The sequence below is a fragment of the Pseudomonas sp. Pse35 genome, from assembly GCF_024519715.1.
Taxonomy (GTDB): domain Bacteria; phylum Pseudomonadota; class Gammaproteobacteria; order Pseudomonadales; family Pseudomonadaceae; genus Aquipseudomonas; species Aquipseudomonas paracarnis.
In genome coordinates, this window is record NZ_JALJRP010000005.1 from 297,616 (window position 1) to 322,467 (window position 24,852).

Annotated in this window: 21 protein-coding genes; 11 read left to right on the forward strand and 10 right to left on the reverse strand. The window is 61.7% G+C overall.

Features of this window, described 5'->3' with window-relative positions:
• Nucleotides 1-139: 139 nt before the first annotated feature.
• The 4 genes from OC445_RS07110 to OC445_RS07125 form a co-directional block, all read right to left on the reverse strand.
• Nucleotides 140-1,108, reverse strand: a complete 969-nt coding sequence (locus tag OC445_RS07110; protein WP_220382928.1) for a FecR domain-containing protein — start codon at nucleotides 1,106-1,108, stop codon at nucleotides 140-142.
• Nucleotides 1,105-1,623, reverse strand: a complete 519-nt coding sequence (locus OC445_RS07115; RefSeq protein ID WP_034128860.1) for an RNA polymerase sigma factor — start codon at nucleotides 1,621-1,623, stop codon at nucleotides 1,105-1,107. Before OC445_RS07115 ends, OC445_RS07110 begins: the two co-directional genes overlap by 4 nt.
• A gap of 148 nt (nucleotides 1,624-1,771) precedes the next feature.
• The gene (locus OC445_RS07120; RefSeq protein ID WP_072445561.1) at nucleotides 1,772-2,479 is read right to left on the reverse strand and encodes a PolC-type DNA polymerase III; all 708 of its coding nucleotides are present in this window, start codon (nucleotides 2,477-2,479) and stop codon (nucleotides 1,772-1,774) included.
• On the reverse strand, nucleotides 2,476-4,398 hold the full coding sequence (locus tag OC445_RS07125; RefSeq protein ID WP_198791612.1) for a putative nucleotidyltransferase substrate binding domain-containing protein: 1,923 nt from the start codon (nucleotides 4,396-4,398) through the stop codon (nucleotides 2,476-2,478). Before OC445_RS07125 ends, OC445_RS07120 begins: the two co-directional genes overlap by 4 nt.
• A 246-nt stretch (nucleotides 4,399-4,644) precedes the next feature.
• Between OC445_RS07125 and OC445_RS07130 the strand changes: the two genes are divergently transcribed.
• A complete protein-coding gene (locus OC445_RS07130; protein WP_019817416.1) occupies nucleotides 4,645-5,091 on the forward strand; it encodes a response regulator in 447 nt (148 codons plus the stop codon).
• Nucleotides 5,092-5,245: 154 nt separating this feature from the next.
• Here OC445_RS07130 and OC445_RS07135 read toward each other — a convergent pair whose 3' ends face one another.
• A complete protein-coding gene (locus OC445_RS07135) occupies nucleotides 5,246-7,423 on the reverse strand; it encodes a malate synthase G (RefSeq protein WP_054896773.1) in 2,178 nt (725 codons plus the stop codon).
• 320 nt (nucleotides 7,424-7,743) lie between these two features.
• Between OC445_RS07135 and OC445_RS07140 the strand changes: the two genes are divergently transcribed.
• Nucleotides 7,744-8,256, forward strand: a complete 513-nt coding sequence (locus OC445_RS07140) for a glycine cleavage system protein R (protein WP_003194815.1) — start codon at nucleotides 7,744-7,746, stop codon at nucleotides 8,254-8,256.
• Nucleotides 8,257-8,478: 222 nt separating this feature from the next.
• On the opposite strand, the gene rarD is transcribed toward OC445_RS07140, so the two are convergent.
• From rarD to OC445_RS07165, 5 genes are all read right to left on the reverse strand, one after another.
• Nucleotides 8,479-9,363, reverse strand: a complete 885-nt coding sequence (gene rarD / locus OC445_RS07145) for an EamA family transporter RarD (protein ID WP_034128856.1) — start codon at nucleotides 9,361-9,363, stop codon at nucleotides 8,479-8,481.
• Nucleotides 9,364-9,546: 183 nt separating this feature from the next.
• Complete coding sequence (locus OC445_RS07150) at nucleotides 9,547-10,521, reverse strand: serine/threonine protein kinase (RefSeq protein ID WP_034128855.1); 975 nt, start codon at nucleotides 10,519-10,521, stop codon at nucleotides 9,547-9,549.
• A 161-nt stretch (nucleotides 10,522-10,682) separates the two neighbouring features.
• Nucleotides 10,683-12,581, reverse strand: coding sequence for a PhoX family protein (locus OC445_RS07155; protein WP_198791597.1), 1,899 nt, complete (start codon nucleotides 12,579-12,581; stop codon nucleotides 10,683-10,685).
• Nucleotides 12,582-12,660: 79 nt separating this feature from the next.
• On the reverse strand, nucleotides 12,661-13,425 hold the full coding sequence (locus tag OC445_RS07160) for a TOBE domain-containing protein (protein ID WP_198791598.1): 765 nt from the start codon (nucleotides 13,423-13,425) through the stop codon (nucleotides 12,661-12,663).
• Nucleotides 13,426-13,483: 58 nt separating this feature from the next.
• Nucleotides 13,484-14,221, reverse strand: coding sequence for a ComF family protein (locus tag OC445_RS07165; protein WP_054896776.1), 738 nt, complete (start codon nucleotides 14,219-14,221; stop codon nucleotides 13,484-13,486).
• 92 nt (nucleotides 14,222-14,313) lie between these two features.
• Here OC445_RS07165 and bioB point away from each other — a divergent pair, with 92 nt between their 5' ends.
• From bioB to OC445_RS07210, 9 genes are all read left to right on the forward strand, one after another.
• The gene (gene bioB, locus OC445_RS07170) at nucleotides 14,314-15,369 is read left to right on the forward strand and encodes a biotin synthase BioB (RefSeq protein WP_014720209.1); all 1,056 of its coding nucleotides are present in this window, start codon (nucleotides 14,314-14,316) and stop codon (nucleotides 15,367-15,369) included.
• 146 nt (nucleotides 15,370-15,515) lie between these two features.
• On the forward strand, nucleotides 15,516-16,697 hold the full coding sequence (bioF, locus tag OC445_RS07175; protein WP_054896777.1) for an 8-amino-7-oxononanoate synthase: 1,182 nt from the start codon (nucleotides 15,516-15,518) through the stop codon (nucleotides 16,695-16,697).
• Nucleotides 16,690-17,421: an alpha/beta fold hydrolase gene (locus tag OC445_RS07180; RefSeq protein ID WP_054896778.1), complete on the forward strand. Its 732-nt coding sequence runs from the start codon at nucleotides 16,690-16,692 to the stop codon at nucleotides 17,419-17,421. The genes bioF and OC445_RS07180 overlap by 8 nt, the downstream gene beginning before the upstream one ends.
• Entirely contained in the window at nucleotides 17,414-18,226 is an 813-nt protein-coding gene (gene bioC, locus OC445_RS07185) for a malonyl-ACP O-methyltransferase BioC (RefSeq protein ID WP_054896779.1), read from the forward strand. The genes OC445_RS07180 and bioC overlap by 8 nt, the downstream gene beginning before the upstream one ends.
• The gene (bioD, locus tag OC445_RS07190) at nucleotides 18,223-18,903 is read left to right on the forward strand and encodes a dethiobiotin synthase (protein ID WP_089041438.1); all 681 of its coding nucleotides are present in this window, start codon (nucleotides 18,223-18,225) and stop codon (nucleotides 18,901-18,903) included. The genes bioC and bioD overlap by 4 nt, the downstream gene beginning before the upstream one ends.
• A 106-nt stretch (nucleotides 18,904-19,009) precedes the next feature.
• Nucleotides 19,010-19,291 carry a pyrroloquinoline quinone biosynthesis protein PqqE gene (locus OC445_RS07195; RefSeq protein ID WP_089041437.1) on the forward strand — a complete coding sequence of 94 codons (282 nt, stop codon included), beginning with the start codon at nucleotides 19,010-19,012 and terminating at the stop codon, nucleotides 19,289-19,291.
• A 322-nt stretch (nucleotides 19,292-19,613) separates the two neighbouring features.
• Nucleotides 19,614-21,419: a phenylacyl-CoA dehydrogenase gene (locus OC445_RS07200; RefSeq protein WP_014720204.1), complete on the forward strand. Its 1,806-nt coding sequence runs from the start codon at nucleotides 19,614-19,616 to the stop codon at nucleotides 21,417-21,419.
• A gap of 220 nt (nucleotides 21,420-21,639) precedes the next feature.
• The gene (locus OC445_RS07205) at nucleotides 21,640-22,929 is read left to right on the forward strand and encodes a sensor domain-containing diguanylate cyclase (RefSeq protein ID WP_014720203.1); all 1,290 of its coding nucleotides are present in this window, start codon (nucleotides 21,640-21,642) and stop codon (nucleotides 22,927-22,929) included.
• A gap of 90 nt (nucleotides 22,930-23,019) precedes the next feature.
• A complete protein-coding gene (locus OC445_RS07210) occupies nucleotides 23,020-24,789 on the forward strand; it encodes an acyl-CoA dehydrogenase C-terminal domain-containing protein (RefSeq protein WP_198791599.1) in 1,770 nt (589 codons plus the stop codon).
• Nucleotides 24,790-24,852: the final 63 nt, after the last annotated feature.

Consider the following 24,852-nt stretch of genomic DNA (forward strand, 5'->3'; position numbering starts at 1 on the left):
ATATTTCTCGCAGGTGTGCTTGAGGGTGTGATCGTTCCCAAGCTCCGCGTGGGAACGCCTCGTGTGACGCTCTGCGTCACGGCCTGGGACGCAGAGCGTCCGGGCTGCATTACCACGCGGAGCGTGGGAACGATCAAGCCTAAGGCTTACCCTTGACGGTCACCCACCACGGCGTGTGCTGCTCGATCTGCACCGGCAAAGTCGGCAACAGCGCATTCAATGCCAACGTGGTGTCGTGCAGCGGGAAACTGCCGGTGATGCGCAGGTCGGCCACGTTCTTATCCACCCCCAGGTAGCCGGTGCGATAGCGCGCCAATTCCTCGATCACATCCCCCAGCCGAGCGTTGTCCACTACCAGCATGCCGCGGGTCCAGGCATCGGTGGCGGGGGTGACGGCCAACAGTGGCCCGAGCCCGTCGCTGCGCATCAGCACTTGCTGGCCCGCCTTGAACACTTGTTCCTGGTGCAGCGCCTCGGGCTGGGCGGCCACGGCAGACTGCAACACACTCAGGCGCGTAGCGTCGTCTTCGCGCTTGACGATAAACCGGGTACCCAGCGCCCGCAGGCTGCCGTCGCGGGTTTGCACGTAGAAAGGGCGCGAATCGTCGTGGCCGGTTTCGACGAGAATTTCGCCTGCCTGCAACACGATCAAGCGGCGTGTTTCGTCGAAGCGCACATCAATGGCGCTGTGGGTGTTGAGGTTTATTCGCGTGCCGTCCGCCAGCTTCAGCGTGCGCTGTTCACCGGTGGCGGTGCGCTGGTCGGCCAGCCAATAGTGAATAGGCACGTAACGCTCACCGGCAAACAGCGCCAGGCCGCACACCAGCACGATACTGGCCAGGCCCCGGCCCAGCTTGCGCACGCGCTGGCGAATGCCGTGGCGCGACTGCAGCAGCGCCGCCCGAGCCGGGCCCGAGGCCACACTGAAACGCTGGTCGAGCATGCCCAACTGGCGCCAGGCGCGAGCGTGTTCCTCATCGCTGGCCAGCCACTTGTTGAACTCTTCCTGTTCCACCGCGCTGCCGTCGCCCGAGTCGAGGGACAGTTGCCAGGCAATCGCGGCATCCAGCACGCGCGACGACACCGGTTTGGAGCCGATCGCGGTCACGACGGCTCGCCATACAGTGCGATGTAGCACTGGCGAATGCCCTGGGCCAGGTATTGGCGCACGCGCGGCACCGAAACCCCCAGGCGCTGGGCGATCTCGGCATGGCCCAGGCCGTCGAGGCGGTTATAGAGGAACGCGGCGCGGGCCTTGCTCGACAACTTGCCGAGCAGGCGGTCGATGGCCTTGAGGTCTTCGAGGATCAGTTGCTGGGCTTCCGGCGAAGGCTGTTCGTTTTCCGGGATCAGCATCAATTCGGTGAGGTAGGCCTGTTCCAGGGCCGCACGACGGAAATAGTCGAACAGCAAACCCTTGGCGATGGCCACCAGGAACGCCCGCGGTTCGCGGGGCTCGCGCAACTCATCACGGCCCAGCAGGCGCATGAAGGTGTCCTGGCTCAGGTCTTCGGCACGGCTTGGGCACGCCACATTACGTCGCAGCCACGCCAACAGCCAGCCACGGTGGTCGCGATACAACGCACCAACAAGCTCACTGCGTGGGGTATGGACCGACGACAAGGCATCACCGAATAAGGTTTAAACTAACGAGAATTATTCGCGATTGTGTCAGAGGCGTAGGGTGGGCGCAATTGGCGTCTGTCGGGTGATCGTTCCCGCGCTCTGCGTAGGAATGCATCCCGCGATGCTCCGCGTCGGGCGCGAAGCGTTAAAGGGAAGGGGACTGCTTGCGTCGTTTCCATTGGGCCAAACGCTCATACAGCGCCTGGGGCGTATCGATCTGTTGCTGCCGCGCCCGGCTGAACAGGATCAACATCAGCTCCGCCGTCGCCAGTGCATCGGCGCTGGCATGGTGGCGTTCGCCGGCCTGTAGCCTGAAGTGGTTGAGCCAGTCGTCCAGCCCGGCTTCGCGGATATGCGCCTCTGGGCATAACAGCGGGGCCAGGTCTGCTACATCCAGGAACGGATGGGCCAGGCGATAACCCAGGCTGTCCTTGAGCGCCCGGCACAGCATGTGTTGATCAAACGGCGCATGGAAGGCCAGCAGCGGACTATCGCCCACGAACGCCATGAAATCCAGCAACGCCTCGGCCGGGTCGCTGCCGGCGGCAATTGCACTGGGCCCCAGCCCGTGGATCAGCACACTGGGGCTGAGCTTGGTGTCGGTGCGCTGCAGGGTACGTTCGAACAGTTGGGAGAAATCCACCGCACCGTCTTCGATGACCACGGCGCCGATGGACAGCACCTGGTCGCGGTGAAGGTTCAGGCCGCTGGTTTCCAGGTCCACCACTACCCAGCGCTGGCTGCGCAATGGGCCGTTGCCCAGTTCGGCGGGCTTGGGTAAATGCTCCAGGCGCTGCTGTTGCGCAGCGTTGAGCCCGGGCTTTTTCGCGCGCAGCCAGCCAAACAAACTCATAGCTGATACCGCAAGCTCAGGCTGCTTTGCAGGCGTTGGGCCTGGCGCAGGGACTCACGCAGGATGCGCCGGTCCAGGTGGTTGAGGCTGTCGGGGTCGACGCGGTTGGAATAGGGCAGGTTCTCGCGGGTCTGCAATTGGTGCTGCTGCATGCGGGTCTGCTGGATAAAGTGGTAGGCCTCTTCATAGGCGGCGCCATCCAGGGGTTCGATCACGGCCTTGTCCACCAACTGGCGCAGGCGTTCCAGGGTGTTGTTGGCGTGGATGCCATTGGCCAGGGCCAACAGGCGCGCGCCATCTACAAAAGGTGTAAGGCCCTGCACCTTGAGGTCGAGGGTGGCCTTTTCGCCATTTTTGCGGGTCAGCACGAACTCGCGGAAACGCCCCACCGGCGGGCGCCGCAGTAGTGCATTTTCGGCCAGCATCCGTTGGAACAAGCGGTTATCCGCCACCTGATCGAGAATGCCCTGACGCAGTTGCTCGCACCCGCGCTCGTCGCCCCATACCACGCGCAAGTCAAAATAGATGCTTGAGCCCAGCAGGTTTTCCGGCGTCGCCTCACGAATGAACGCGCCGAAGCGCCGCGCCCACTCCACGCGGGACAAGCACAGCTCGGGGTTGCCGGCCATGATATTGCCCTTGCACAGGCTGAAGCCGCACAGCGCCAGGCTTTGGTTGATGTGCTGCGCCAGCGGTAGCAAGCGCTCACGCCTTTCGGCGGCTTCGACGGCGTCCTTGGCCTCGAACAGGATGCCGTTGTCCTGGTCGGTGTACAGCGTTTGTTCGCGGCGGCCTTCACTGCCAAAGCACAGCCAACTGAAGGGCACGCCGGGGTCGCCTTTTTCCGCGAGGGTCAGCTCGATCACCCGGCACACGGTGTGGTCGTTGAGCAGCGTAATGATGTGGGTGATCTGGGTGGATGAGGCGCCATGGGCGAGCATGCGCTCCACCAACTGGCCGATTTCACCGCGAATCGCCACCAGGTTTTCCACCCGGGGCGCGTTGCGGATGGTGCGGGCCAAGTGCACCAGGTCCACACGCTGCAAGGAAAATAAGTCACGCTCGGAGACCACGCCACACAGGCGCTGGTCTTGCACCAGGCACACATGGGCGATATGCCGCTCGGTCATGGCGATGGCTGCGTCGAAAGCGCTGTGCTCCGGGCTCAAGTAAAACGGCGCCTGGGTCATGTGCCCGGCAATGCTCTGGCCGAAGTCGCTGGCGCCATCGGCGACCACCTGACGCAGATCGCGCAGAGTGAAGATGCCCAGGGGCGCCTTGTGTTCGTTGACGATCACAATGCTGCCGACCTGTTGTTCGTGCATCAAGGTCACCGCTTCGCGCAACGGTGTGTGCGGGCTGCAGGTGACCGGGTGGCGCATGGCCAATTCACCCAGGCGGGTATTCAAGGAGTATTGGGTGCCGAGGGTTTCCACGGCTTTTTGCTGTACCTGCTGGTTGACCTGGTCGAGCAGGCTGCTGACCCCGCGCAAGGCGAAATCACGAAACGGGCTGGACAGCGCGAACAGCTTGATAAAGGCCGGTTTGTTCAATTGCAGGCAGAAGGTGTCTTCAGCGGCTTTGTGTTCTGTACGGGTCGCGCGCTCACCCAGCAAGGCGGCGAGGGGGAAGCATTCGCCGGTGGCGATTTCAAAGGTGGTGTCCGCCGAGTCTGGACGCTCACCCACGACCCGGCCCTGCTTGACGATATAAAAGTGCTCGACCGGGCCGCCCGACGGTTTGAGGATGCTGTCGCCGGGGCCGTAGAAACGCAGTTGGCACTGCTCCACCAGGAAAGCCAGGTGCGCCTGTTCCATCTGGTTGAACGGCGGGAAGCGTTGCAGGAATTGCAGGGTGCCGTGGATGTTCTGCAACACAGCGGTTTTACCCGCCTGTGCGAATGCATCAGCTTTACTCATAACAGTGACCGCAGTGTTTTTGTCGTTATCGTGCTGCATGGTCGACTCCTGCGCAGTGGGTGCCCATTGGACGTAAGTCTAGGTCGAGGAGTACCGCGCAAAACTAGGGAAAAACCTTACATGACAATCGTCCAAAACCCGTAGAAAGCCCACTAGGCAAACTTTCCGACGAAGTGCACATTGTTCGCCCTTCCGCAGATGTCTGACGAGTGTGCTGGGAGATTGATGAGAACTGCTGAGAAACGTATGTCCGACCACGATATTTTGAGTGATGCCGAGCGCGAGGCGCTGAGCGCCGTGATGCTGGAGCCCGATTTACCCCCCCAACGCGTTTTGATCGTGGACGACGACAAGGACGCGCGTGAATTGCTGGCGGAAATCCTTGGGCTCGATGGTATTCGCTGCATGACTGCCGAAAGTGGCGAGGCTGCGTGGGATTTGTTGAAGACGAGCAGTTCCATCGGTTTGCTGATCACCGACCTGCGTATGGCGCCCAGCAATGGCCTGGAATTGATCCGCCAGGTGCGTGAGTCCACCCGTGCGGCGTTGCCGATCATCATCATGTCTGGAGACGCGGAAGCGCCGGATGTGATTGATGCGATGCATTTGAGCGTGGTGGATTTCTTGCTCAAGCCGATTGATAGCGTGAAGTTGGCGAAGTTGGTGAAGCGGGAGTTGGGGATGGTGCCCTGAGTGTGGGGTGACTGGCCTGGCCTCTTCGCGGGCAAGCCCGGCTCCCACATTTGAAATGCACTCCCTGTGGGAGCTGGCTTGCCTGCGATTCAGGCAACGCGGTCTAACTGACACTGATAAAAAAGCCCCGATCTTTCGATCAGGGCTTTTTCCATTACAGGCCGTTCTTGGCCTTGAACTCCCGACGCCTGCGGTGCAACACCGGCTCGGTATAGCCATTAGGCTGCTTGGTCCCTTCAATCACCAACTCCACCGCTGCCTGGAATGCGATGTTGCTGTCGAAGTCCGGAGCCAGTGGGCGGTACAACGCATCCCCGGCATTCTGGCGGTCTACCACGGGCGCCATGCGCTTGAGGCTTTCCATCACCTGGTCTTCGTTGACAATGCCGTGGCGCAGCCAGTTGGCGATGTGCTGGCTGGAAATACGCAGGGTGGCGCGGTCTTCCATCAGGCCGACATCGTTGATGTCCGGCACCTTGGAGCAGCCCACACCCTGGTCGATCCAACGCACCACATAGCCGAGGATGCCCTGGGCGTTGTTGTCCAGCTCGTTGCGGATCTCTTCCTCGGACCAATCGGTGTTGCTGGCCAGAGGAATGGTGAGGATATCGTCCACCGAAGCGCGCTCGCGTTTGGCCAGCTCGGCCTGACGGGCGAACACATCAACCTTGTGGTAGTGCAACGCATGCAGGGCTGCGGCGGTCGGCGACGGTACCCAGGCGGTGTTGGCACCGGCCAACGGGTGGGCGATTTTCTGCTCGAGCATCGCCGCCATCAGGTCGGGCATGGCCCACATGCCTTTACCGATCTGTGCACGACCTTGCAGGCCGGTGCTCAGGCCGATATCGACGTTCCAGTTCTCATAGGCGCCGATCCACTTTTCTGCCTTCATGGCCGCCTTGCGCACCATCGCGCCGGCTTCCATGGAGGTGTGGATTTCATCGCCAGTGCGGTCGAGGAAACCGGTGTTGATAAACACCACGCGCTCACTGGCCGCCTTGATGCAGGCCTTGAGGTTGACCGTGGTGCGGCGCTCCTCGTCCATGATCCCGACCTTGAGGGTGTTGCGCGCCAGGTTCAGCACCTCTTCGATGCGACCGAACAGTTCGTTGGTGAACGCGGCTTCTTCCGGGCCGTGCATCTTCGGTTTCACGATGTATACGGAACCGGTGCGGCTGTTCTTGCGGGTGTTGTTGCCGTTGAGGCTGTGGATCGCCGCCAGGCTGGTGATCAGGCCGTCGAGGATGCCTTCGGGTACTTCGTTGCCGTCTTTATCGAGGATCGCGTCGATGGTCATCAAGTGGCCAACGTTGCGCACGAACAACAGCGAACGGCCGTGCAGGGTCACGTCGCTGCCATCCACGCCGGTGTAGACGCGGTCAGGGTTCATGGTGCGGGTGAAGGTCTGGCCGCCCTTGGCCACTTCTTCGGCCAGGTCGCCCTTCATCAGGCCGAGCCAGTTGCGGTAGATCACCACTTTGTCATCGGCGTCGACGGCGGCGACGGAGTCTTCGCAGTCCATGATGGTGGTCAGCGCGGCTTCCATCAGCACGTCTTTGACGCCGGCAGCGTCGGTTTGGCCGACTGGGGTGCTGGCGTCGATCTGGATTTCGAAGTGCAGGCCATTGTGCTTGAGCAGGATCGCAATCGGCTCGGCCGCAGGGCCCTGGAAACCGATCAACTGGGCATCGTCACGCAGGCCGCTGTTGCTGCCGCCTTTGAGGCTGACGATCAGCTTGCCATCGACGATTTTGTAGCCGGTGGAATCGACATGGCTGCCGGCGCTGAGCGGTGCGGCCTCGTCGAGGAAAGCGCGGGCGAAGGCAATGACCTTGTCGCCACGCACTTTGTTATAGCCCTTGCCCTTCTCGGCGCCGTTGGCTTCGCTGATGGCGTCGGTGCCATAGAGCGCGTCGTACAGCGAGCCCCAGCGCGCATTCGAGGCATTGAGGGCGAAGCGGGCGTTCATCACCGGCACGACCAGCTGTGGGCCGGCCATGCGTGCGATCTCATCATCGACGTTTTGGGTCGAGGCCTCAAAGTCTGCGGCTTCTGGCAACAGGTAGCCGATGTCTTGCAGGAAGGCTTTGTAGGCCACCGGGTCATGGGCCTGGCCGGCGTGGGTCTGGTGCCAGGTATCGATCCGCGCCTGGAAGTCGTCGCGTTTGGCGAGTAGGGCTTTGTTCTTCGGGGCCAGGTCATGGATGACCTTGTCGGCACCGGCCCAGAACTGGTCGGCAGTGATGCCGGTACCGGGAATGGCTTCGTTGTTCACGAAGTCGAACAGGACTTTGGCGACCTGCAGGCCACCGACTTGAACGTGTTCAGTCATTGCTTGCCTCACTCTGCGGAGCTTATGCGCTTTTTCAGATTTTCATTATGTAGTGCACGGTTGGGCATACTACATGATGACTTGCGGTTGTGAAAATTAGACTAAATACGTCGTTTAGCGACCCACTTTGGTCGTACGGTCACAGCGGAGAACAGGATGTTCTCAAAAAACTATTGGATTGTTCCAGATAAATATCAAAATGGTACACGATTTGTCTGTGAGAGCTGGCTTGCCTGGGATGGACGTTAACGATCATGCGTACCTTCTGGATATACGCGGCATGTCTATAATCGAGGATCAACCAACCGAGGGACTGCGCCATGGACCATCTTGTACTCACTATTATCGCCGCCGACAAACCCGGCCTGGTTGAACGCATCGCGCAGAACATTGCCAGTCATGGTGGTAACTGGCTGGAAAGCCGCATGGCGCACATGGCCGGGCAGTTTGCCGGGATCCTGCGGGTGAGCGTGCCGAGCGAGCAGCGACAGGCATTGGTGGGGGCATTGGAGGATTTATCCACCCATGGCATTCGCGTGTTGGTGGGTGAGGGCAGCAGCGGGCAGGCATCGGCGTCCAAGCCGATCCTGATGACCCTGGTGGGCAATGACCGCTCGGGCATCGTGCGTGAGATCACCGCGCTGCTGAGCCAGCAGGGCGTCAACCTGGAACGCCTGAGCACCGATGTGCGCCCGGCGCCCATGAGCGGTGATCCGCTGTTCAATGCCGAGGCGTTGTTGCAAGTGCCGGCCACGCTGTCGCTGGAAACCCTGCAAGAGGCTTTGGAAACCTTGGCCGATGACTTGATGGTGGAGTTGCGTCAGGAGGAATAACGATCCACAAGGTTATGCAGGGAAATCTTGCATGGGCCTGTGGATAACCTGTAGAGACCCGACGCCAGGCCACGCCCGCCGGCCTTCTGCGCAAGTTGAGCAAAAAACGAGCAGTTTCAAGGGCTTGTGCACAAATGGCGGGGATCAGGTTGTGGATAACCTTGGGGTGGAACGCTGCAAGCCACGAAAGCCGTGGCTTGCAGAGGTTTGTACGTTATTTGATCAGCGTTTGCGCACGGTCAGCCAGGCATCCAGGCTGTACACCACCAACCCGGCCCAGATGAAGGCGAAGGCGATCAGGGTGCTCGGCGCCAGGTGTTCACCGAACAACAGCACGGCTTCGAGCAACACTAGCGTCGGCGCCACATACTGCAAAAAGCCCAGGGCGGTGTAGGGCAAGTGCCGTGCAGCGGCGTTGAAGCACACCAGGGGAATCAGCGTCACCGGGCCTGCGGCCACCAGCCACCAGGCTTCGGAGGTGCTCCAGAACGCCAGTTGCGCGCTGTGGGCGGTCGGGTTGAACAGCAACCAGGCGACGGCAATGGGTACCAGCATCCAGGTTTCCACCACCAGGCCTGGCAGCGCCTTGACCGGCGCCTGCTTGCGGATCAAACCGTAGAAGCCGAACGTCAACGCCAGCGCCAGCGACACCCACGGCAGGCTACCGACTTGCCACACCTGCTGCGCCACACCTACCGCTGCCAACCCCACCGCCACCCATTGCAAACGGCGCAGTCGCTCGCCGAGGATCAGCATGCCCAGCAGCACATTCACCAGCGGATTGATGTAGTAACCCAGGCTCGCTTCGAGCATGCGCCCGGTGTTCACCGACCACACATAGGTCAGCCAGTTAGCGGCGATCAACGAACCGCTGAGGGCCAGGATCGCCAGGCGCTTGGGGTTGTCGCGCAGTTCGCGAAACCAGCCGGGATGTTTCCACACCATCAGCAACAGCCCACCGAACAGTGCCGACCACAATACGCGATGCACAATGATCTCGGCGGCGGGCACGCTGGCGATGGCTTTGAAGTAGAGCGGGAATAGACCCCAGATGACATAGGCGCTCAGGCCCAGGATGTACCCCTTGCGGGGGTTGGCGGCTTGCATTGCAGAATCCTTGCTTAGGCAGCTAACAAAGCGCAATTGTAAGGATATTTGTCAGACAACGCTCGTTCCCACGCTCTGCGTGGTAACGCCGCCTTGGACGCTCTGCGTTTGTTCTTAAATCGTGACGCGGAGCGTCACAGGATGCGCGCCCACGCAGAGCGTGGGCGCGATGATGGAACGCGTTCAGAAGAGTTTTAGCGGTTCTTCATTGAGCGCCGACAGTTGCTCACGCAACGCCAGCACCTGGTCGCCCCAATACCGCTCGCTGCCAAACCACGGAAAGCTATGGGGAAACGCCGGGTCGTCCCAGCGTCGTGCGAGCCAGGCACTGTAGTGCATCAGGCGCAGGGCGCGCAGCGGCTCGATCAGCGCCAGTTCGCGCGGGTCGAAGTCGTGGAACTCCTGATAACCGTCCATCAGTTCCGAGAGCTGGCCGAGGCATTCCTGGCGGTCGCCAGCCAGCATCATCCACAGGTCTTGCACCGCCGGGCCCATGCGGCAGTCATCCAGGTCGACGATATGGAACATCTCGTCGCGGCACATCATGTTGCCGGGGTGGCAGTCACCGTGCATGCGGATGTTCTTGTGCGGCGTGGCCTTGTAAACCTCTTCCACACGCTTGAGCAGGTCGCGGGCCACGGACTCGTAGGCCGGCAACAGGCTTTTGGGAATGAAGTTGCCTTCAAGCAAGGTGGTGAGGGAGTCGTGACCGAAATTCTTCACCCCCAGGGCTTCGCGGTGTTCGAACGGGCGGGTGGAGCCCACCGCGTGCAGACGCCCCAGCAGTTGCCCGAGCCGGTAAAGCTGATCGAGGTTGCCCGGCTCCGGCGCACGGCCGCCACGGCGCGGAAACAGGGTGAAGCGGAAACCTGCGTGTTCGAACAGGCTCTCGCCGTTGTGGATCAATGGGGCGACCACCGGTACATCGCACTCGGCCAGTTCGAAGGTGAAGCGGTGTTCTTCCAGGATCGCCTCGTTTGTCCAGCGCTGGGGGCGATAGAACTTGGCGATCAGCGGTTCGGCGTCTTCGATGCCCACTTGGTACACGCGGTTTTCGTAGCTGTTGAGCGCCAGAACCCGCGCGTCGCTGAGGAAACCGATGCTTTCGACGGCGTCGAGCACCAGGTCTGGGGTGAGTGTTTCAAACGGGTGGGCCATGCGAACTCCTGCGCGCAGCAGGGCGCCGCGTCCGGCCGGGTATGGTAACAGCATAGATAGGCGGTGGCTGTGCGGACGCCTTCGCAGGCAAGCCAGCTCCCACACTGGCATGTATTTACACATCGAGATGTGGGAGCTGGCTTGCCTGCGATAGCGGTCTATCAGGCGCCTACGATCCCGCCATCATCCCGCCGAATCGCCATCACCGACGACCGCGGTTTGCCATTGGGCAGGTGTTCCGGCCAGGTCGAGCCACCGGTTTCCCCTGGGTGCTGAATGCCCACGAACAAGGTTTTCTGGTCCGGCGAAAAGCTGATCCCCGTCACTTCACACGCCACCGGCCCCACCATGAAGCGACGGATTTCTCCAGTGCTCGGGTCGGCGCACAGCATCTGGTTATTGCCCATGCCCGCAAAGTCGCCGGCGTTGCTGTAGTCGCCATCGGTCAGGATCCACAGGCGCCCGGCTTTGTCGAAGCCCAGGCCGTCGGGGCTGTTGAACATGTTTTGCGGGTTGATGTTGGACGAGCCGCCCTTGGGGTTACCGGCATGCACGCCGGGGTTGCCGGCCACCACGAACAGGTCCCAGGTGAAGTCCGTGGCACCGTGGTTATCGGCGTCGGCTTTCCAGCGCAGGATCTGGCCGTAGACGTTCTTCTCCCGTGGGTTGGGGCCGCCTACCGGCTGGCCCTCTTCGCCGCGCTTGGCGTTGTTGGTCAGGGTGCAATAGACCTGGCCGTCGGTGGGGCTGACCACGATCCATTCCGGGCGGTCCATGCGTGTGGCTTTCACCACGCTGGCGGCCAGGCGCGCATGAATCAGCACCTCGGCCTGGTTGGCGAAACCGCTGCTCGCGTCGATGCCGTTTTTGCCATGGGTGAGTTCAACCCACTGGCCTTTGCCCTTGGGGTGGTCGGCATCACCGTCGCCTGCGTCGAAGATCGCCACGTACAAGGTGCCGTGGTCGAGCAGGTCTTTGTTGGCCTTAGGGTTGTTGTGGTTGATCTGATCGCGGCTGATGAACTTGTAGATGAATTCACCGCGTTCATCGTCGCCCATGTACACCACGGCGCGACCGTCACGGGTTTCGGCGAGGGCCGCGTTTTCGTGTTTGAAGCGCCCCAGGGCCGTGCGTTTGACTGGGGTGGATTGCGGATCGAACGGGTCGATTTCCACCACCCAACCATGGCGATTGAGTTCGTTGGGGTTCTTGGCCATGTCAAAGCGCGGGTCGTGCTGATGCCAGTTGATGTCTTTGCTGGCGGCCACCACGCCGTAGCGCTTCTGCCCTGCGTCGAAGGTTTGCTGCGGGTTGCTGCTGCCGAAGCAGTCGGTGAAGTTTTCTTCGCAGGTCAGGTAGGTGCCCCACGGCGTCTTGCCGTTGGCGCAGTTCTGGAACGTGCCGAGGACTTTTTTGCCGGTCTTGTCGGCGCCGGTTTTCAGCCAGTCATGGCCGGCGGCAGGGCCACTCAAACGGATCGATGAATTGCCGTGGATGCGCCGGTTGTAGCGCGAATCCTGGACGAACTGCCAGGTGTCGCCCTTGCGGTGTACTTCGATCACCGACACGCCTTCGCTGGCCAGGGCCTTGCGCACGTCTTCGGCCGATTGAGGCGCGCCGCCGTGGGCGTAGAGGTAGCGATAGTTGGTGTATTCGTTGTTGATCGCCATCAGCGCGCGGTTGTCGTCACCGGGGAATGGAAACAGGCTCATGCCGTCGTTGTTGTCGCCGAACTGTTGTTCCTGAGCCTTGGCGGTGCCATGGCCGGACGGGTCGAAAGCCGGGGCGTTGTTGTGCAGGGGCTGGCCCCAACTGATCAACACCGAAGCACTGTAGCCCGGTGGCAGGGTGATGGTGTCGCTGGTGGCGGCGGCGATGCTGGTGAACCCCAGCAACGGGCTGGCGGTAGCGGCATTCACGGCCAGGGCGCTGCGGCTCAGCAGGTTGCCGCCGAGAAACATCGCGGCGCCGCACAGGGCGCCTGCGCCGATAAAGCGACGGCGGGTCAGGCCCACCATCTGTTCAAGGTCGGTGGCTTGGTTTTCTTCTAATAGGCTCATCACAGGCTCCTTAAGGTTTTTGCAGACACCTTAAGCAGCGCTTGTGACCGAATTGTTGCAGCTTGAAGACGCGCGCCCGTTACACCGGGGTGCCAAGCAACACATGGCTGGGTGCAAACTGCACGCGGATCGGCTGGCCCTGCGCCGCATCAATGGCCTTGAGTGCGACGGGCGGCGCCAGCGCGCACAACACTTGGCCGTTGGGCAGGGCAATACACACCTCGCTGGGGCCGTCGTCGGCGGCGAGAATGGTCTCGATCCTGCCTTCCAGGCAATTGTGTCCAAGTGTTTCAGCTTGTCCGTCCGCCAGTAATTCAAGCCACCCGGCCTTGATCAGGGCCACTACTTCCACACCGGTCTGCAGCTCCAGGCGCAGGGTGCTGTCGTGGGTGATCTGTGCGTCGAGGTGCAGGCCGCCGGCCAATTGCAGGCGGATCATGTCGTTGTGGCCATGGCTCTCTATGGTGCTGACCTGGCCGTGCAATTGGTTGCGCGCGCTGGAGCGCAGCATCAAGCGGCCCAGCAGGTTGAAGTCGCTGGCCGCTTCGTCCGAGCCAAGGATCTCGGCCTGAAGCAGTTGCAGGCGCTGATAGAGGCGCAGCACCCGTTCGCCTTCCTGAGTCAGTTTGGCGCCGCCACCGCCCTTGCCACCGACGCTGCGTTGCACCAGCGGTTTTTGCGCCAGGTTGTTCAGTTCATCAATGGCGTCCCAGGCGGCCTTGTAACTCAACCCGGCACTCTTGGCCGCACGGGTGATGGAGCCCTGCTCGGCGATATGCCCCAGCAAGGCAATACGCTGGGGGCGGCGGATGATGTGTTGGCTGAGAGGGCTGGGCACAGACATGGCAGATACGCTTGGGTGAGATGCGCCGACGTTGCCGCGCTGGCGCAGGGGAGTCAAGTCAGCTGCCGGGTTTGGGCGTACGGGCCAGGCAATACACATCCACCTGGCGCGCGCCGGCGTTTATCAACAAGCGCGCCAGGCTGTGGGCCGTGGCGCCGGTGGTGAGGACGTCGTCTACCAGCGCCAGATGTTGCCCTGCAACCTGGATGCCGGGGGCCAGTGCGAAGGCGTTGAGCAGGTTGCGTTTGCGGGTCTTGGCATCGAGGTCTTGCTGCGCCACGGTTTCATGGGGGCGTAAGAGCGCGTGTTCATCAAAGGGAATGTCGAGGGTGTGATTGAGCCAGCGGGCCAGCATCAACGCTTGATTAAAGCCGCGTTCGCACAGGCGTTTGCGCGCCATGGGCACCGGTAGCAGGCAGTCGGGGCGCTCCAGTTCGGCGTTATCGAAGCGATGTTGCAAGTGCTGCCCCAGCAGGCGCGCCAGCAAGTGCCCCAGCGGCCAACGCGCCTGATGCTTGAAGCGGCTGATCAGGGTGTCCACGGGAAAACTGTAGGTCCATGGCGCGACCACCTGGTGAAAGGCCGGTGGCTGTTTTTGGCACTGGCCGCAGAGCAGTCCGTCCATGGGTAAGGGCAGTGCGCAGCGTTCGCACTGTTCCATCAGCCATGGCAATTCTGTTTCGCAGGCGCTGCACAGGGGCTCGTCTGATTCGATGCACTCATCGCAGATCAAACAAGGCTGTATGCTTTTTAACCAGATGTAAACTTCGTGTTTGTGCTCAGGTTGACAGTGCATGAATCTTCCTTAAATATGCCGAGCATCCGTGTCGTGCCTGTGGGTATTGCCTTTCCCGCAGCGCTTGCCAAAGCATAATCAAGGAATCGCCCATGAGCGCCAGCACCTCTGCCACCCTGCGTCACGATTGGTCTTTAGCTGAAGTCAAAGCCCTGTTCGTGCAGCCCTTCAACGACCTGTTGTTCCAGGCGCAGACCGTGCACCGCGCGCATTTCGACGCCAACCGCGTGCAAGTATCGACGCTGCTGTCGATCAAGACCGGCGCCTGCCCGGAAGATTGCAAATATTGTCCGCAGTCGGGCCACTACAACACTGGCCTGGAAAAAGAGAAGCTGATGGAGGTGCAGAAGGTCCTCGAAGAGGCCGCACGTGCCAAGGCCATCGGTTCGACGCGTTTCTGCATGGGCGCGGCATGGAAACATCCGTCGGCCAAAGACATGCCCTATGTGCTGGAAATGGTCAAAGGCGTGAAGGCCATGGGCCTGGAAACCTGCATGACTCTCGGTCGCCTTGACCAGGACCAGACCGAAGCCCTGGCCCAGGCCGGCCTGGACTACTACAACCACAACCTCGACACCTCGCCGGAGTTCTACGGCTCGATCATCACCACCCGCACCTACAGCGAGCGCCTGCAAACCCTGGCGTACGTGCGTGACTCGGGGATGAAGATCTGTTCGGGCGGCATCCTTGGCATGGGCGAGTCTCTCGACGACCGCGCCAACTTGCTAATCCAGTTGGCCAACCTGCCGGAGCATCCGGAGTCGGTGCCGATCAACATGCTGGTGAAAGTGGCGGGCACGCCGTTGGAAAACGCCGATGACATCGACCCCTTCGATTTCATCCGCATGCTGGCGGTGGCGCGCATCCTGATGCCGCAGTCCCACGTGCGCCTGTCGGCTGGCCGCGAAGCCATGAATGAGCAGATGCAGGCCCTGGCCTTTTTTGCCGGCGCCAACTCGATCTTCTACGGCGACAAACTGCTGACCACCGCCAACCCCCAGGCGGACAAGGATATGCAACTGTTCGCACGCTTGGGCATCCTGCCCGAAGCCCGTGAAGAGCATGCCGATGAAGTGCATCAGGCGGCGATCGAGCAGGCGTTGGTGGAGCAAAAGAGCAGCGAGCAGTTCTACAACGCTGTGGTGTAACCACCTTTGGAATGCATTCCAGTGTGGGAGCTGGCTTGCCTGCGATGGCGGCGGCACTTTCAGTATTGAAGTGTCAGAAGGACCGCTATCGCAGGCAAGCCAGCTCCCCCATCGGATTGAGTTGAACCTGTTAAATCGAGGCCAGCATGTCTTTCGATCTCGCCGCGCGCCTCGCTGCCCGCCGTGCCGACCATCTTTACCGCCAGCGCCCCTTGCTGCAGAGCCCCCAAGGCCCGCACGTGGTGGTGGACGGGCAACCGTTGTTGGCCTTCTGCAATAACGATTACCTCGGCCTGGCCAATCACCCGCAAGTGATCGAAGCCTGGCGCGCCGGTGCGTCCCGCTGGGGCGTGGGCGGTGGCGCTTCGCACTTGGTGGTGGGCCACGCCACACCGCACCATGAGCTGGAAGAAGCCCTGGCTGATTTGACCGGTCGCCCGCGTGCCTTGCTGTTCACCACTGGCTACATGGCCAACCTCGGCGCGGTCACGGCGCTGGTGGGGCAGGGCGATACGGTACTGGAAGACCGGCTTAACCACGCGTCCTTGCTGGATGCCGGTTTGCTGTCCGGTGCGCGTTTCAACCGCTATCTGCATAACGACGCGGGCAGCCTGGCCAAGCGCCTGGAGAAAGCCACCGGCAATACCTTGGTAGTCACCGACGGTGTGTTCAGCATGGACGGCGACCTCGCCGACCTGCCCGCGCTGGCCCGTGAAACCAAGGCCAAAGGTGCCTGGCTGATGGTGGATGACGCCCATGGCTTCGGCCCGCTGGGCGCCAATGGCGGCGGCATCGTCGAACATTTCAGCTTGAGCCAGGACGACGTGCCCGTGCTGGTTGGCACCTTGGGCAAAGCGTTCGGCACCGCCGGGGCCTTCGTGGCCGGCAGTGAGGACTTGATCGAGAGCCTGATCCAATTCGCACGCCCGTATATCTACACCACCAGCCAACCACCGGCACTGGCCTGCGCCACCCTCAAAAGCCTGGAACTGCTGCGCAGCGAACATTGGCGACGCGAGCACCTCAACGCGTTGATCCGCCAGTTCCGTCGCGGCGCCGAGCAGATAGGCCTGGCGTTGATGGACAGCTTTACGCCGATCCAACCGATCCTGATTGGCGACAGCGTCCGGGCACTGCGCCTCTCGCAGATGCTGCGCGAGCGCGGCCTGATGGTGACTGCCATTCGCCCACCGACCGTGCCCGCCGGCAGTGCTCGTCTACGGGTGACATTGACGGCGGCCCACAGCGAAGCGCAGGTGCAGCTATTGTTAGACGGGTTGCAAGCGTGTTTTCGCTTGTTAGACGCCTCGGAGCCCGGCTATGCGTAATCGACTGATCCTGCTACCGGGCTGGGGCCTGGGTGTGTCACCGCTGGAACCGTTGGCCGCTGCGCTGCACGGCCTGAACGAGCATTTACAGGTACAGATCGAACCCTTGCCGGCGCTGCAGGCCAGCGAACTCGGTGAATGGCTCGATGAGCTCGATGCGACGCTGCCGGACAATGCCTGGCTCGGGGGCTGGTCGCTGGGCGGCATGCTCGCGTCCGAGTTGGCGGCACGCCGTGGCGAGCGGTGCTGTGGCTTGCTGACCCTGGCGAGCAACCCGTGTTTCGTCGCCCATGACGGTTGGCCCCATGGGATGCCTACGGAAACCTTCGACGCATTTCTGGCCGGCTGCCATGCCGATTCCCAGGTCACGCTCAAGCGCTTTGGGCTGTTGTGTGCCAAGGGTGCCGAAGACCCGCGTGGCTTGTCGCGGTTGTTGGTCAGCGGTGCGCCGAATACCTCTCCCAGCGTCTTGATGCCCGGCCTGGAGCTGTTGGCCCAACTGGATACGCGGGCGGCCTTGCAGGCCTTTCGTGGGCCGCAGTTGCACCTGTTTGCCGGCCTGGATGGGCTGGTGCCTGCTGAAGCCGCCAGTGACCTGCTGGCCTTGCTCCCCGATGTAGAAATCGGCCTGATTGAACAGGCCGGTCACGCGTTTCTTCTGGAAGACCCTCACGGAGTTGCCGGGGCCATCCAGGCTTTTTTGCATGAGTGTGTTGATGACTGACCTATCCCACCCGCCCTTGCCAGGGGGCTTGCCGGACAAGCGCCAGGTTGCGGCCTCGTTCTCCCGTGCGGCGGCCAGTTACGACAGTGTGGCCGAGTTGCAGCGTGCGGTCGGCCATGAACTGCTCAGCCGTTTGCCGCACGGCCTGGCGCCACAGCGTTGGCTGGACATGGGCTGCGGCACGGGCTACTTCAGTCGCGTACTGGGCGAGCGTTTGCCCGGTAGCCAAGGTGTGGCGCTGGACATTGCCGAGGGCATGCTCAACCACGCGCGTCCGCTGGGTGGCGCCGTGCACTTTATAGCCGGTGATGCAGAACGCTTGCCGCTTACAGCTGACAGCGTTGAGCTGCTCTTCTCCAGCCTCGCGGTACAGTGGTGTGCCCATTTTGATGCGGTGCTCAGCGAAGCCCGGCGTGTGCTGCGACCAGGTGGCGTGCTGGCCTTTGCCAGCCTGTGCGTAGGCACCCTGGATGAGTTGCGCGAGAGTTGGCGGGCGGCGGACGGCCTGGTCCACGTCAATCGCTTCCGCACCTTCGAGGTTTATCAGCAACGGTGTGCGGCCAGTGGCTTGCGCGTGATCAGCCTGGAGCGACAGCCCCACGTATTGCATTACCCGGATGTGCGCAGCCTGACCCATGAGCTCAAGGCGTTGGGCGCCCACAACCTCAACCCAGGCCGCCCGGGAGGGTTGACGGGCCGTGCGCGGATTGTCGCGCTGGTAGAGGCCTACGAGCAATTCCGCCAGGCCCAGGGCCTGCCCGCCACGTACCAAGTGGTGTATGCCGTACTGGAGAAACCGTTATGAGCGCCGCTTACTTCATCACCGGTACAGACACCGATGTTGGCAAGACCACCATCGCCGCCGGCCTGTTGCATGCGGCCAGGCTTTCCGGCAAAAGCACGGCCGCCGGAAAGCCGGTGGCGTCGGGCTGCCAACTGACGGCCCAGGGGCTGCGCAATGCCGATGCGTTGGCGTTGCTGGCCGAGTGTTCAGTACCGCTCAGTTATGCCGAGGTCAACCCGGTGGCCTTCGAGCCAGCTATCGCGCCGCATCTGGCAGCGCGCGAGGCGGGCGTCGGGCTCACGGTGCAATCGCTGCTCAAGCCGATGCAGCAGATCCTGGCACGGGGTGCGGACTTCACCTTGATCGAAGGGGCAGGCGGTTGGCGCGTGCCCTTGGCCGACCAGGCCAACCTGTCGGACCTGGCCATGGCGCTCAAACTGCCGGTGATCCTGGTGGTAGGCGTGCGCCTTGGGTGCATCAGCCACGCGTTGCTCACCGCCGAAGCCATCGCACGGGATGGCTTGCCGCTGGCGGGCTGGGTGGCAAATATCATCGACCCCAAGACCTCTCGTCTGGAAGAAAACCTCGCCACCCTGGCTGAGCGCCTGCCCGCGCCTTGCCTGGGGCGAGTGCCGAAACTCAAGCACGCCGGGGCTGGCGCGGTGGCCGAGTACTTGGGACTGGACCTGCTTGACTGATTTTGGCTATCGCTAAGGCAATATGCCATTAGTGTTTTTGACGGGCCTTTTGCCAAGATGTCTGGTTCAATCGGGCTTCACGATTCTCTAAAGGCAGGCTTACGCCATGGAAATCTCTGGAAGCAGCGCGTTTTATTCGGGCCTGAACAGCGTTCAGACCGGGCAGAACCGTGTCGACCAGGCGGCCGGCAAGATTGCCAGCGCCGCGACCACCCAGCCATCGGCCGCGCAAAGCGACCGTCTGCAAGCCAATGACCGCGCCCAAGCGTCCAATTCGGCGAGCAACATGGTGGAAATGGCCCAGGGCAAGTTTCAAATCGAGCTGGGGGCGAAAGTCGCCAAGGCTTCGGATGAAATGCTCGGTACGTTGATCGATACCTACGCTTAACTTCTCTATCGCACGCCCGCTTCTCTCTGTGGGAGCTGGCTTGCCTGCGATAGCATCAACGCGTACTGCCTGATACACCATGGCGCCTGCATCGCAGGCAAGCCAGCTCCCACAGTCGTACTGCGACATTCTGCTCTTCCTTAAATCCATGAGGCATCCTGCCAGGCCTCGCCGTGCCTGGCTGACCTGCGTCAAGACAAACGGCATCTGGCCGACGCTTGACAACCCTGGGTCGTAAACGTATGTTTCAAACACCTGTTTGACCGCCATAAAAAATCCATGCGGTTGTTCATCCCAGCTACATCAGCAGAGGTTTATCGCTATGCCTGACTACAAGGCCCCCTTGCGTGATATTCGCTTCGTTCGTGACGAACTGCTCGGTTATGAAGCGCACTATCAGAGCCTGCCGGCTTGCCAGGACGCTACCCCGGACATGGTCGACGCCATCCTCGAAGAAGGCGCCAAGTTCTGTGAGCAAGTACTGGCACCGTTGAACCGCGTGGGCGACATCGAAGGGTGTACCTGGAGTGAGTCAGGCGTTAAAACCCCTGCGGGCTTCAAAGAAGCCTACAAACAATTCGTCGAAGGCGGCTGGCCAAGTCTGGCCCACGACGTGGAGCACGGTGGCCAAGGCCTGCCGGAATCCCTGGGCCTGGCCGTGAGCGAAATGGTCGGCGAAGCCAACTGGTCGTGGGGCATGTACCCTGGCCTGTCCCATGGCGCGATGAATACCATTTCCGAGCACGGCACTCCCGAGCAGCAAGACGCTTACCTGACCAAACTGGTGTCGGGCGAATGGACCGGCACCATGTGCCTGACCGAGCCACACTGCGGCACCGACCTGGGCATGCTGCGCACCAAGGCCGAGCCTCAGGCTGACGGCTCCTACAAAGTCTCCGGTACCAAGATCTTCATCTCGGCCGGCGAGCACGACATGGCCGACAACATCGTCCACATCGTACTGGCCCGCCTGCCGGATGCACCGGCCGGCACCAAAGGCATCTCGCTGTTTATCGTGCCCAAGTTCCTGCCTAACGCCGATGGCTCGGTGGGTGAGCGCAACGCGGTCACCTGTGGTTCCCTGGAACACAAAATGGGTATCCACGGCAACGCCACCTGCGTGATGAACTTCGACGCGGCCACCGGTTTCCTGATCGGCCCGGCGAACAAAGGCCTGAACTGCATGTTCACCTTCATGAACACCGCTCGCCTGGGCACTGCGCTGCAAGGCCTGGCTCACGCCGAGATCGGCTTCCAGGGCGGCTTGAAATATGCGCGTGATCGCCTGCAAATGCGCTCCCTGACCGGCCCGAAAGCGCCAGATAAAGCTGCTGACCCGATCATCGTGCACCCTGACGTACGCCGCATGCTGCTGACCATGAAAGCCTTCGCCGAAGGTAACCGTGCGATGGTGTACTTCACTGCCAAGCAAGTGGACATCGTCAAGTACGGTACCGACGACGAAGCCAAGAAACAGGCAGATGCCCTGCTGGCCTTCATGACCCCGATCGCCAAGGCATTCATGACCGAAGTCGGTTTTGAATCGGCCAACCACGGCGTGCAGATCTACGGTGGCCACGGCTTTATCGCTGAGTGGGGCATGGAGCAGAACGTGCGCGACAGCCGCATTTCTATGCTGTACGAAGGCACCACCGGCATCCAGGCGCTGGACCTGCTCGGCCGTAAAGTGCTGATGACCCAAGGCGAAGCGCTCAAGGGCTTCACCAAGATCGTGCACAAGTTCTGCCAGGCCAACGAAGGTAACGACGCGGTTAAAGAATTCGTTGCACCGCTGGCGGCACTGAACAAAGAGTGGGGCGAGTTGACCATGAAGGTCGGCATGGCCGCGATGAAAGACCGTGAAGAAGTCGGTGCTGCCTCGGTGGACTACCTGATGTACTCCGGCTACGCCTGCCTGGCTTACTTCTGGGCCGACATGGCACGCCTGGCCGCCGAGAAACTGGCCGCCGGCACCAGCGAAGAGGCGTTCTACACCGCCAAGTTGCAGACTGCGCGCTTCTACTTCCAGCGCATCCTGCCGCGTACCCGCACCCACGTGGCAACCATGCTGTCGGGCGCCAACAACCTGATGGACATGAAAGAAGAAGATTTCGGCCTGGCTTACTAAGCCTTACCAGGTTCTTCTAGAAACCGCCGCCTCCCTCGGGATGCGGCGGTTTTTTTGCATTTGTGTGGGAGCGCGTCTAAAAAACCGCAGTCCTGCACTCAGGGATTATGATGAGCTGCCGTTACAGTGATGGCAATGTGATACATGCTCGGTCGGTTGTGCTTAACTGATCGCTTAGCGGCACAGTGCCATTATTCGTTAGCGGGTCGGAGCTTTACCCTTGTCACGCGTGTCCGCTGTACGTTTCAGCCATTTTCTCCCTTCGCTGCTGCTGTTGCTGGCCGGGCTCTCGGCTGCGTACGTCAAGGACCTCAGCGTCTTCTTCACCTCGCTGTTCAACGTGCTGCCCACCCTGGTGCTGTTGCTCGGCGGCGCCTATTGCGCGGTGTATCGACGCCAGCGTGAGCTGTTCCTGATGGTCACGGTGTACGTCGCCTATTTCCTGCTGGATACCCAGACCGACTTCTACCGGGACAATGGCCGCGTGCGTGAAGACGCTGCCGTGGTGTTCCACCTGTGCTGCCTGCTGTTGCCCTTGCTGTTCAGCATTTATGCGCTGTGGCAGGAAAAGACCCATCTGTTCCGCGACTTCGTCGCCCGCTGTGCGGTGCTGCTGGCGGTGGGCAGTGTGGCGCTGGCCCTGGAGCAGAGTTTTCCCCAGGCCTTGCTGGGCTGGTTGGCGGAGATCCGTTGGCCGATGCTGCATGGCGCCTGGATGAGCCTGATCCAACTTTCCTACCCGATGTTCCTGATCGGCTTTCTCACCCTGGCCGCCCAATACTGGTACCAGCCGCGGCCGCTGCACGCGGCACAACTGGTGGGGTTGCTGGGCATGTTCTGGATGTTGCCGCAAACCTTCATCCTGCCGTTCACCCTCAACATCATGTGCAGCCAGGTGATGCTGATGATCGCTGCGGGGGTGGCGCACGAGGCGTATCAAATGGCGTTTCGTGATGAGCTCACCGGCTTGCCGGGGCGACGTGCCCTCAACGAGCGTATGCAGCGGCTAGGTCGCAACTATGTGCTGGCGATGAGCGACGTCGATCACTTCAAACGTTTCAATGACACCCACGGCCACGATGTGGGCGACCAGGTGCTGCGCCTGGTGGCGAGCAAGCTGTCCAAGGTCAATGGCGGCGGGCGGGCCTATCGTTACGGCGGTGAAGAGTTTGCCGTGGTGTTTGCCGGCAAGACCCTGGATGAGTGCATGCCGCACCTGGAGGAGATCCGCGAGATCATCGCCAGCTACGACATCAAGTTGCGCAACCCGGACCGCCCCCAGGACGATCATCAAGGCCGCCAGCGCCGTGCCGGCAGCGGCGCGTCCAGCGTGTCGGTGACGGTAAGCATCGGTGTGGCCGAGCGCCAGGCCGAACAACGCAGCCCCGACGAGGTGCTCAAATCCGCCGACCAGGCGCTTTACACCGCCAAGGGTGCGGGGCGTAATTGTGTGGTCGCCGCCGGGCAAACCCGCCGTGGCGCGGTGCGCATGGAGAGCGCTGCCGGTTGAGTAATGGCGGTGTATTCAGCAGCGCTACAGTGATTGTCCACGGCCACGGCCGGCAGTAGGTTAACCCTATCTGCTGCCGGAGACATTGCCATGCCTGAGTACAAAGCTCCCTTGCGCGACATGCGCTTTCTGATCGACACCGTATTCGATTTCCACGGCCACTACGCTGACCTGGGCGCCACGGATGCCAGCCCGGACATGGTCAGTGCGATCCTCGAAGAAGGCGCCAGGTTCTGCGAAAACGTACTCGCGCCGCTCAATCGCAGCGGCGATGAAGAGGGCTGCCATTTCGATAATGGCGTGGTGACCACTCCCAAAGGCTTCAAGCAAGCCTTTGCCCAGTATGTGGAAGGCGGCTGGCACGGCGTGGCGGCAGACCCGGCCTACGGTGGCCAGGGCCTGCCCCATTCCCTCGGCCTGGTGTTAAGCGAGATGATCGGCTCCAGCAACACCTCCTGGGGCATGTACCCGGGCCTGACCCACGGTGCGATGTCGGCCATCCACGCCCACGGCACCGACGAACAGAAAGCCACTTACCTGAGCAAGCTCACCGCTGGCGAATGGACCGGCACCATGTGCCTGACCGAAGCCCACTGCGGCACCGATCTGGGCTTGATCAAGACCCGCGCCGTGCCGCAGGCGGACGGCAGTTACGCGGTCACCGGCAGCAAGATCTTCATCTCGGCCGGCGAGCACGACATGAGCGCCAATATCATCCACCTGGTGCTGGCCAAGCTGCCGGACGCGCCGGCGGGTACCAAGGGCATCTCGTTGTTTATCGTGCCCAAGTTCCATGCCGACTCCGGCGAGCGCAATGCGGTGCACTGCGGCTCCATCGAACACAAGATGGGCATCAAGGCCTCGGCCACCTGCGTGTTGAACTTCGATGGCGCCAAAGGCTATTTGATTGGCGAGGCGAACAAGGGCCTGAACTGCATGTTCACCATGATGAACCACGCCCGCCTGGGCACGGGAATGCAGGGCCTGTGCAACGGTGAAGCGAGCTTCCAGGGCGCGATCAAGTACGCCAACGACCGCTTGCAGATGCGCTCGCTGACCGGTGCCAAGGCGCCGGAGAAAGCCGCTGACCCGATCATCGTGCACGCCGATGTACGCCGCATGCTGCTGACCATGAAGGCTTTCAACGAGGGCAACCGCGCGTTGACCTATTTCACCGCGCAACTGCTCGATACCGCGCACCTTGGCAGCGACGCTGGCCAACGCCAGGAAGCCGAGGACCTGTTGGCCTTCCTCACGCCGATCTGTAAAGCCTTCATGACCGAAACCGGCCTGGAGGTGACCAACCACGGCATGCAGGTATTCGGTGGCCATGGCTATATTCGCGAGTGGGGCATGGAGCAACTGGCCCGTGACGCACGGATTGCGCCGATCTATGAAGGCACCAACGGCATCCAGGCCCTGGACCTGCTCGGGCGCAAGGTGCTGGGCAGCCAGGGCAAGTTGCTGCGTGGGTTTACCAAAATTGTGCATAAGTTCTGCGCGGCCAATGCCGAGCATGCGCAACTCAAGGCCCATGTGGCTCAACTCAATGAACTGAACCAGCAATGGGGCGAACTGACCTTGAAGGTCGGCACGGCGGCGATGAAAAACCCTGATGAAGTGGGCGCGGCGGCCATGGATTACCTGATGTACAGCGGTTACATCATCCTCGCCTACCTGTGGTTGCGCATGGCGATCGCGGCGCACGCCCAGGACGACCAAGAGTTTGCCCAGGCGAAGCTTGCGACCTGCGACTTTTATTTCAAGCGCTTGTTGCCGCGTACGGCCATGCACCGTGCTGCGGTAGAGGCAGGGAGCGAATGCCTGATGAGTCTCCCAGCTGACGCTTTCTCCCTGTAGGAGCGAGCTTGCTCGCGAAGAACGTCAACGATAACGCGTGCTTGCTGAATGAACGCGGCGCCT

Bases quoted from the DNA above. Each gene is read 5' to 3' on its own strand.
- OC445_RS07165 (WP_054896776.1), bottom strand. From the start codon at position 14,221: ATGCACTGTCAACCTGAGCACAAACACGAAGTTTACATCTGGTTAAAA.
- OC445_RS07210 (WP_198791599.1), top strand. From the start codon at position 23,020: ATGCCTGAGTACAAAGCTCCCTTGCGCGACATGCGCTTTCTGATCGAC.
- OC445_RS07150 (WP_034128855.1), bottom strand. From the start codon at position 10,521: ATGGCCCACCCGTTTGAAACACTCACCCCAGACCTGGTGCTCGACGCC.
- bioD (WP_089041438.1), top strand. From the start codon at position 18,223: ATGAGCGCCGCTTACTTCATCACCGGTACAGACACCGATGTTGGCAAG.
- bioF (WP_054896777.1), top strand. From the start codon at position 15,516: ATGTCTTTCGATCTCGCCGCGCGCCTCGCTGCCCGCCGTGCCGACCAT.
- OC445_RS07140 (WP_003194815.1), top strand. From the start codon at position 7,744: ATGGACCATCTTGTACTCACTATTATCGCCGCCGACAAACCCGGCCTG.
- OC445_RS07120 (WP_072445561.1), bottom strand. From the start codon at position 2,479: ATGAGTTTGTTTGGCTGGCTGCGCGCGAAAAAGCCCGGGCTCAACGCT.
- OC445_RS07135 (WP_054896773.1), bottom strand. From the start codon at position 7,423: ATGACTGAACACGTTCAAGTCGGTGGCCTGCAGGTCGCCAAAGTCCTG.
- OC445_RS07125 (WP_198791612.1), bottom strand. From the start codon at position 4,398: ATGAGTAAAGCTGATGCATTCGCACAGGCGGGTAAAACCGCTGTGTTG.
- OC445_RS07130 (WP_019817416.1), top strand. From the start codon at position 4,645: ATGTCCGACCACGATATTTTGAGTGATGCCGAGCGCGAGGCGCTGAGC.
- OC445_RS07195 (WP_089041437.1), top strand. From the start codon at position 19,010: ATGGAAATCTCTGGAAGCAGCGCGTTTTATTCGGGCCTGAACAGCGTT.
- bioC (WP_054896779.1), top strand. From the start codon at position 17,414: ATGACTGACCTATCCCACCCGCCCTTGCCAGGGGGCTTGCCGGACAAG.
- OC445_RS07155 (WP_198791597.1), bottom strand. From the start codon at position 12,581: ATGAGCCTATTAGAAGAAAACCAAGCCACCGACCTTGAACAGATGGTG.
- rarD (WP_034128856.1), bottom strand. From the start codon at position 9,363: ATGCAAGCCGCCAACCCCCGCAAGGGGTACATCCTGGGCCTGAGCGCC.
- bioB (WP_014720209.1), top strand. From the start codon at position 14,314: ATGAGCGCCAGCACCTCTGCCACCCTGCGTCACGATTGGTCTTTAGCT.
- OC445_RS07180 (WP_054896778.1), top strand. From the start codon at position 16,690: ATGCGTAATCGACTGATCCTGCTACCGGGCTGGGGCCTGGGTGTGTCA.
- OC445_RS07200 (WP_014720204.1), top strand. From the start codon at position 19,614: ATGCCTGACTACAAGGCCCCCTTGCGTGATATTCGCTTCGTTCGTGAC.
- OC445_RS07160 (WP_198791598.1), bottom strand. From the start codon at position 13,425: ATGTCTGTGCCCAGCCCTCTCAGCCAACACATCATCCGCCGCCCCCAG.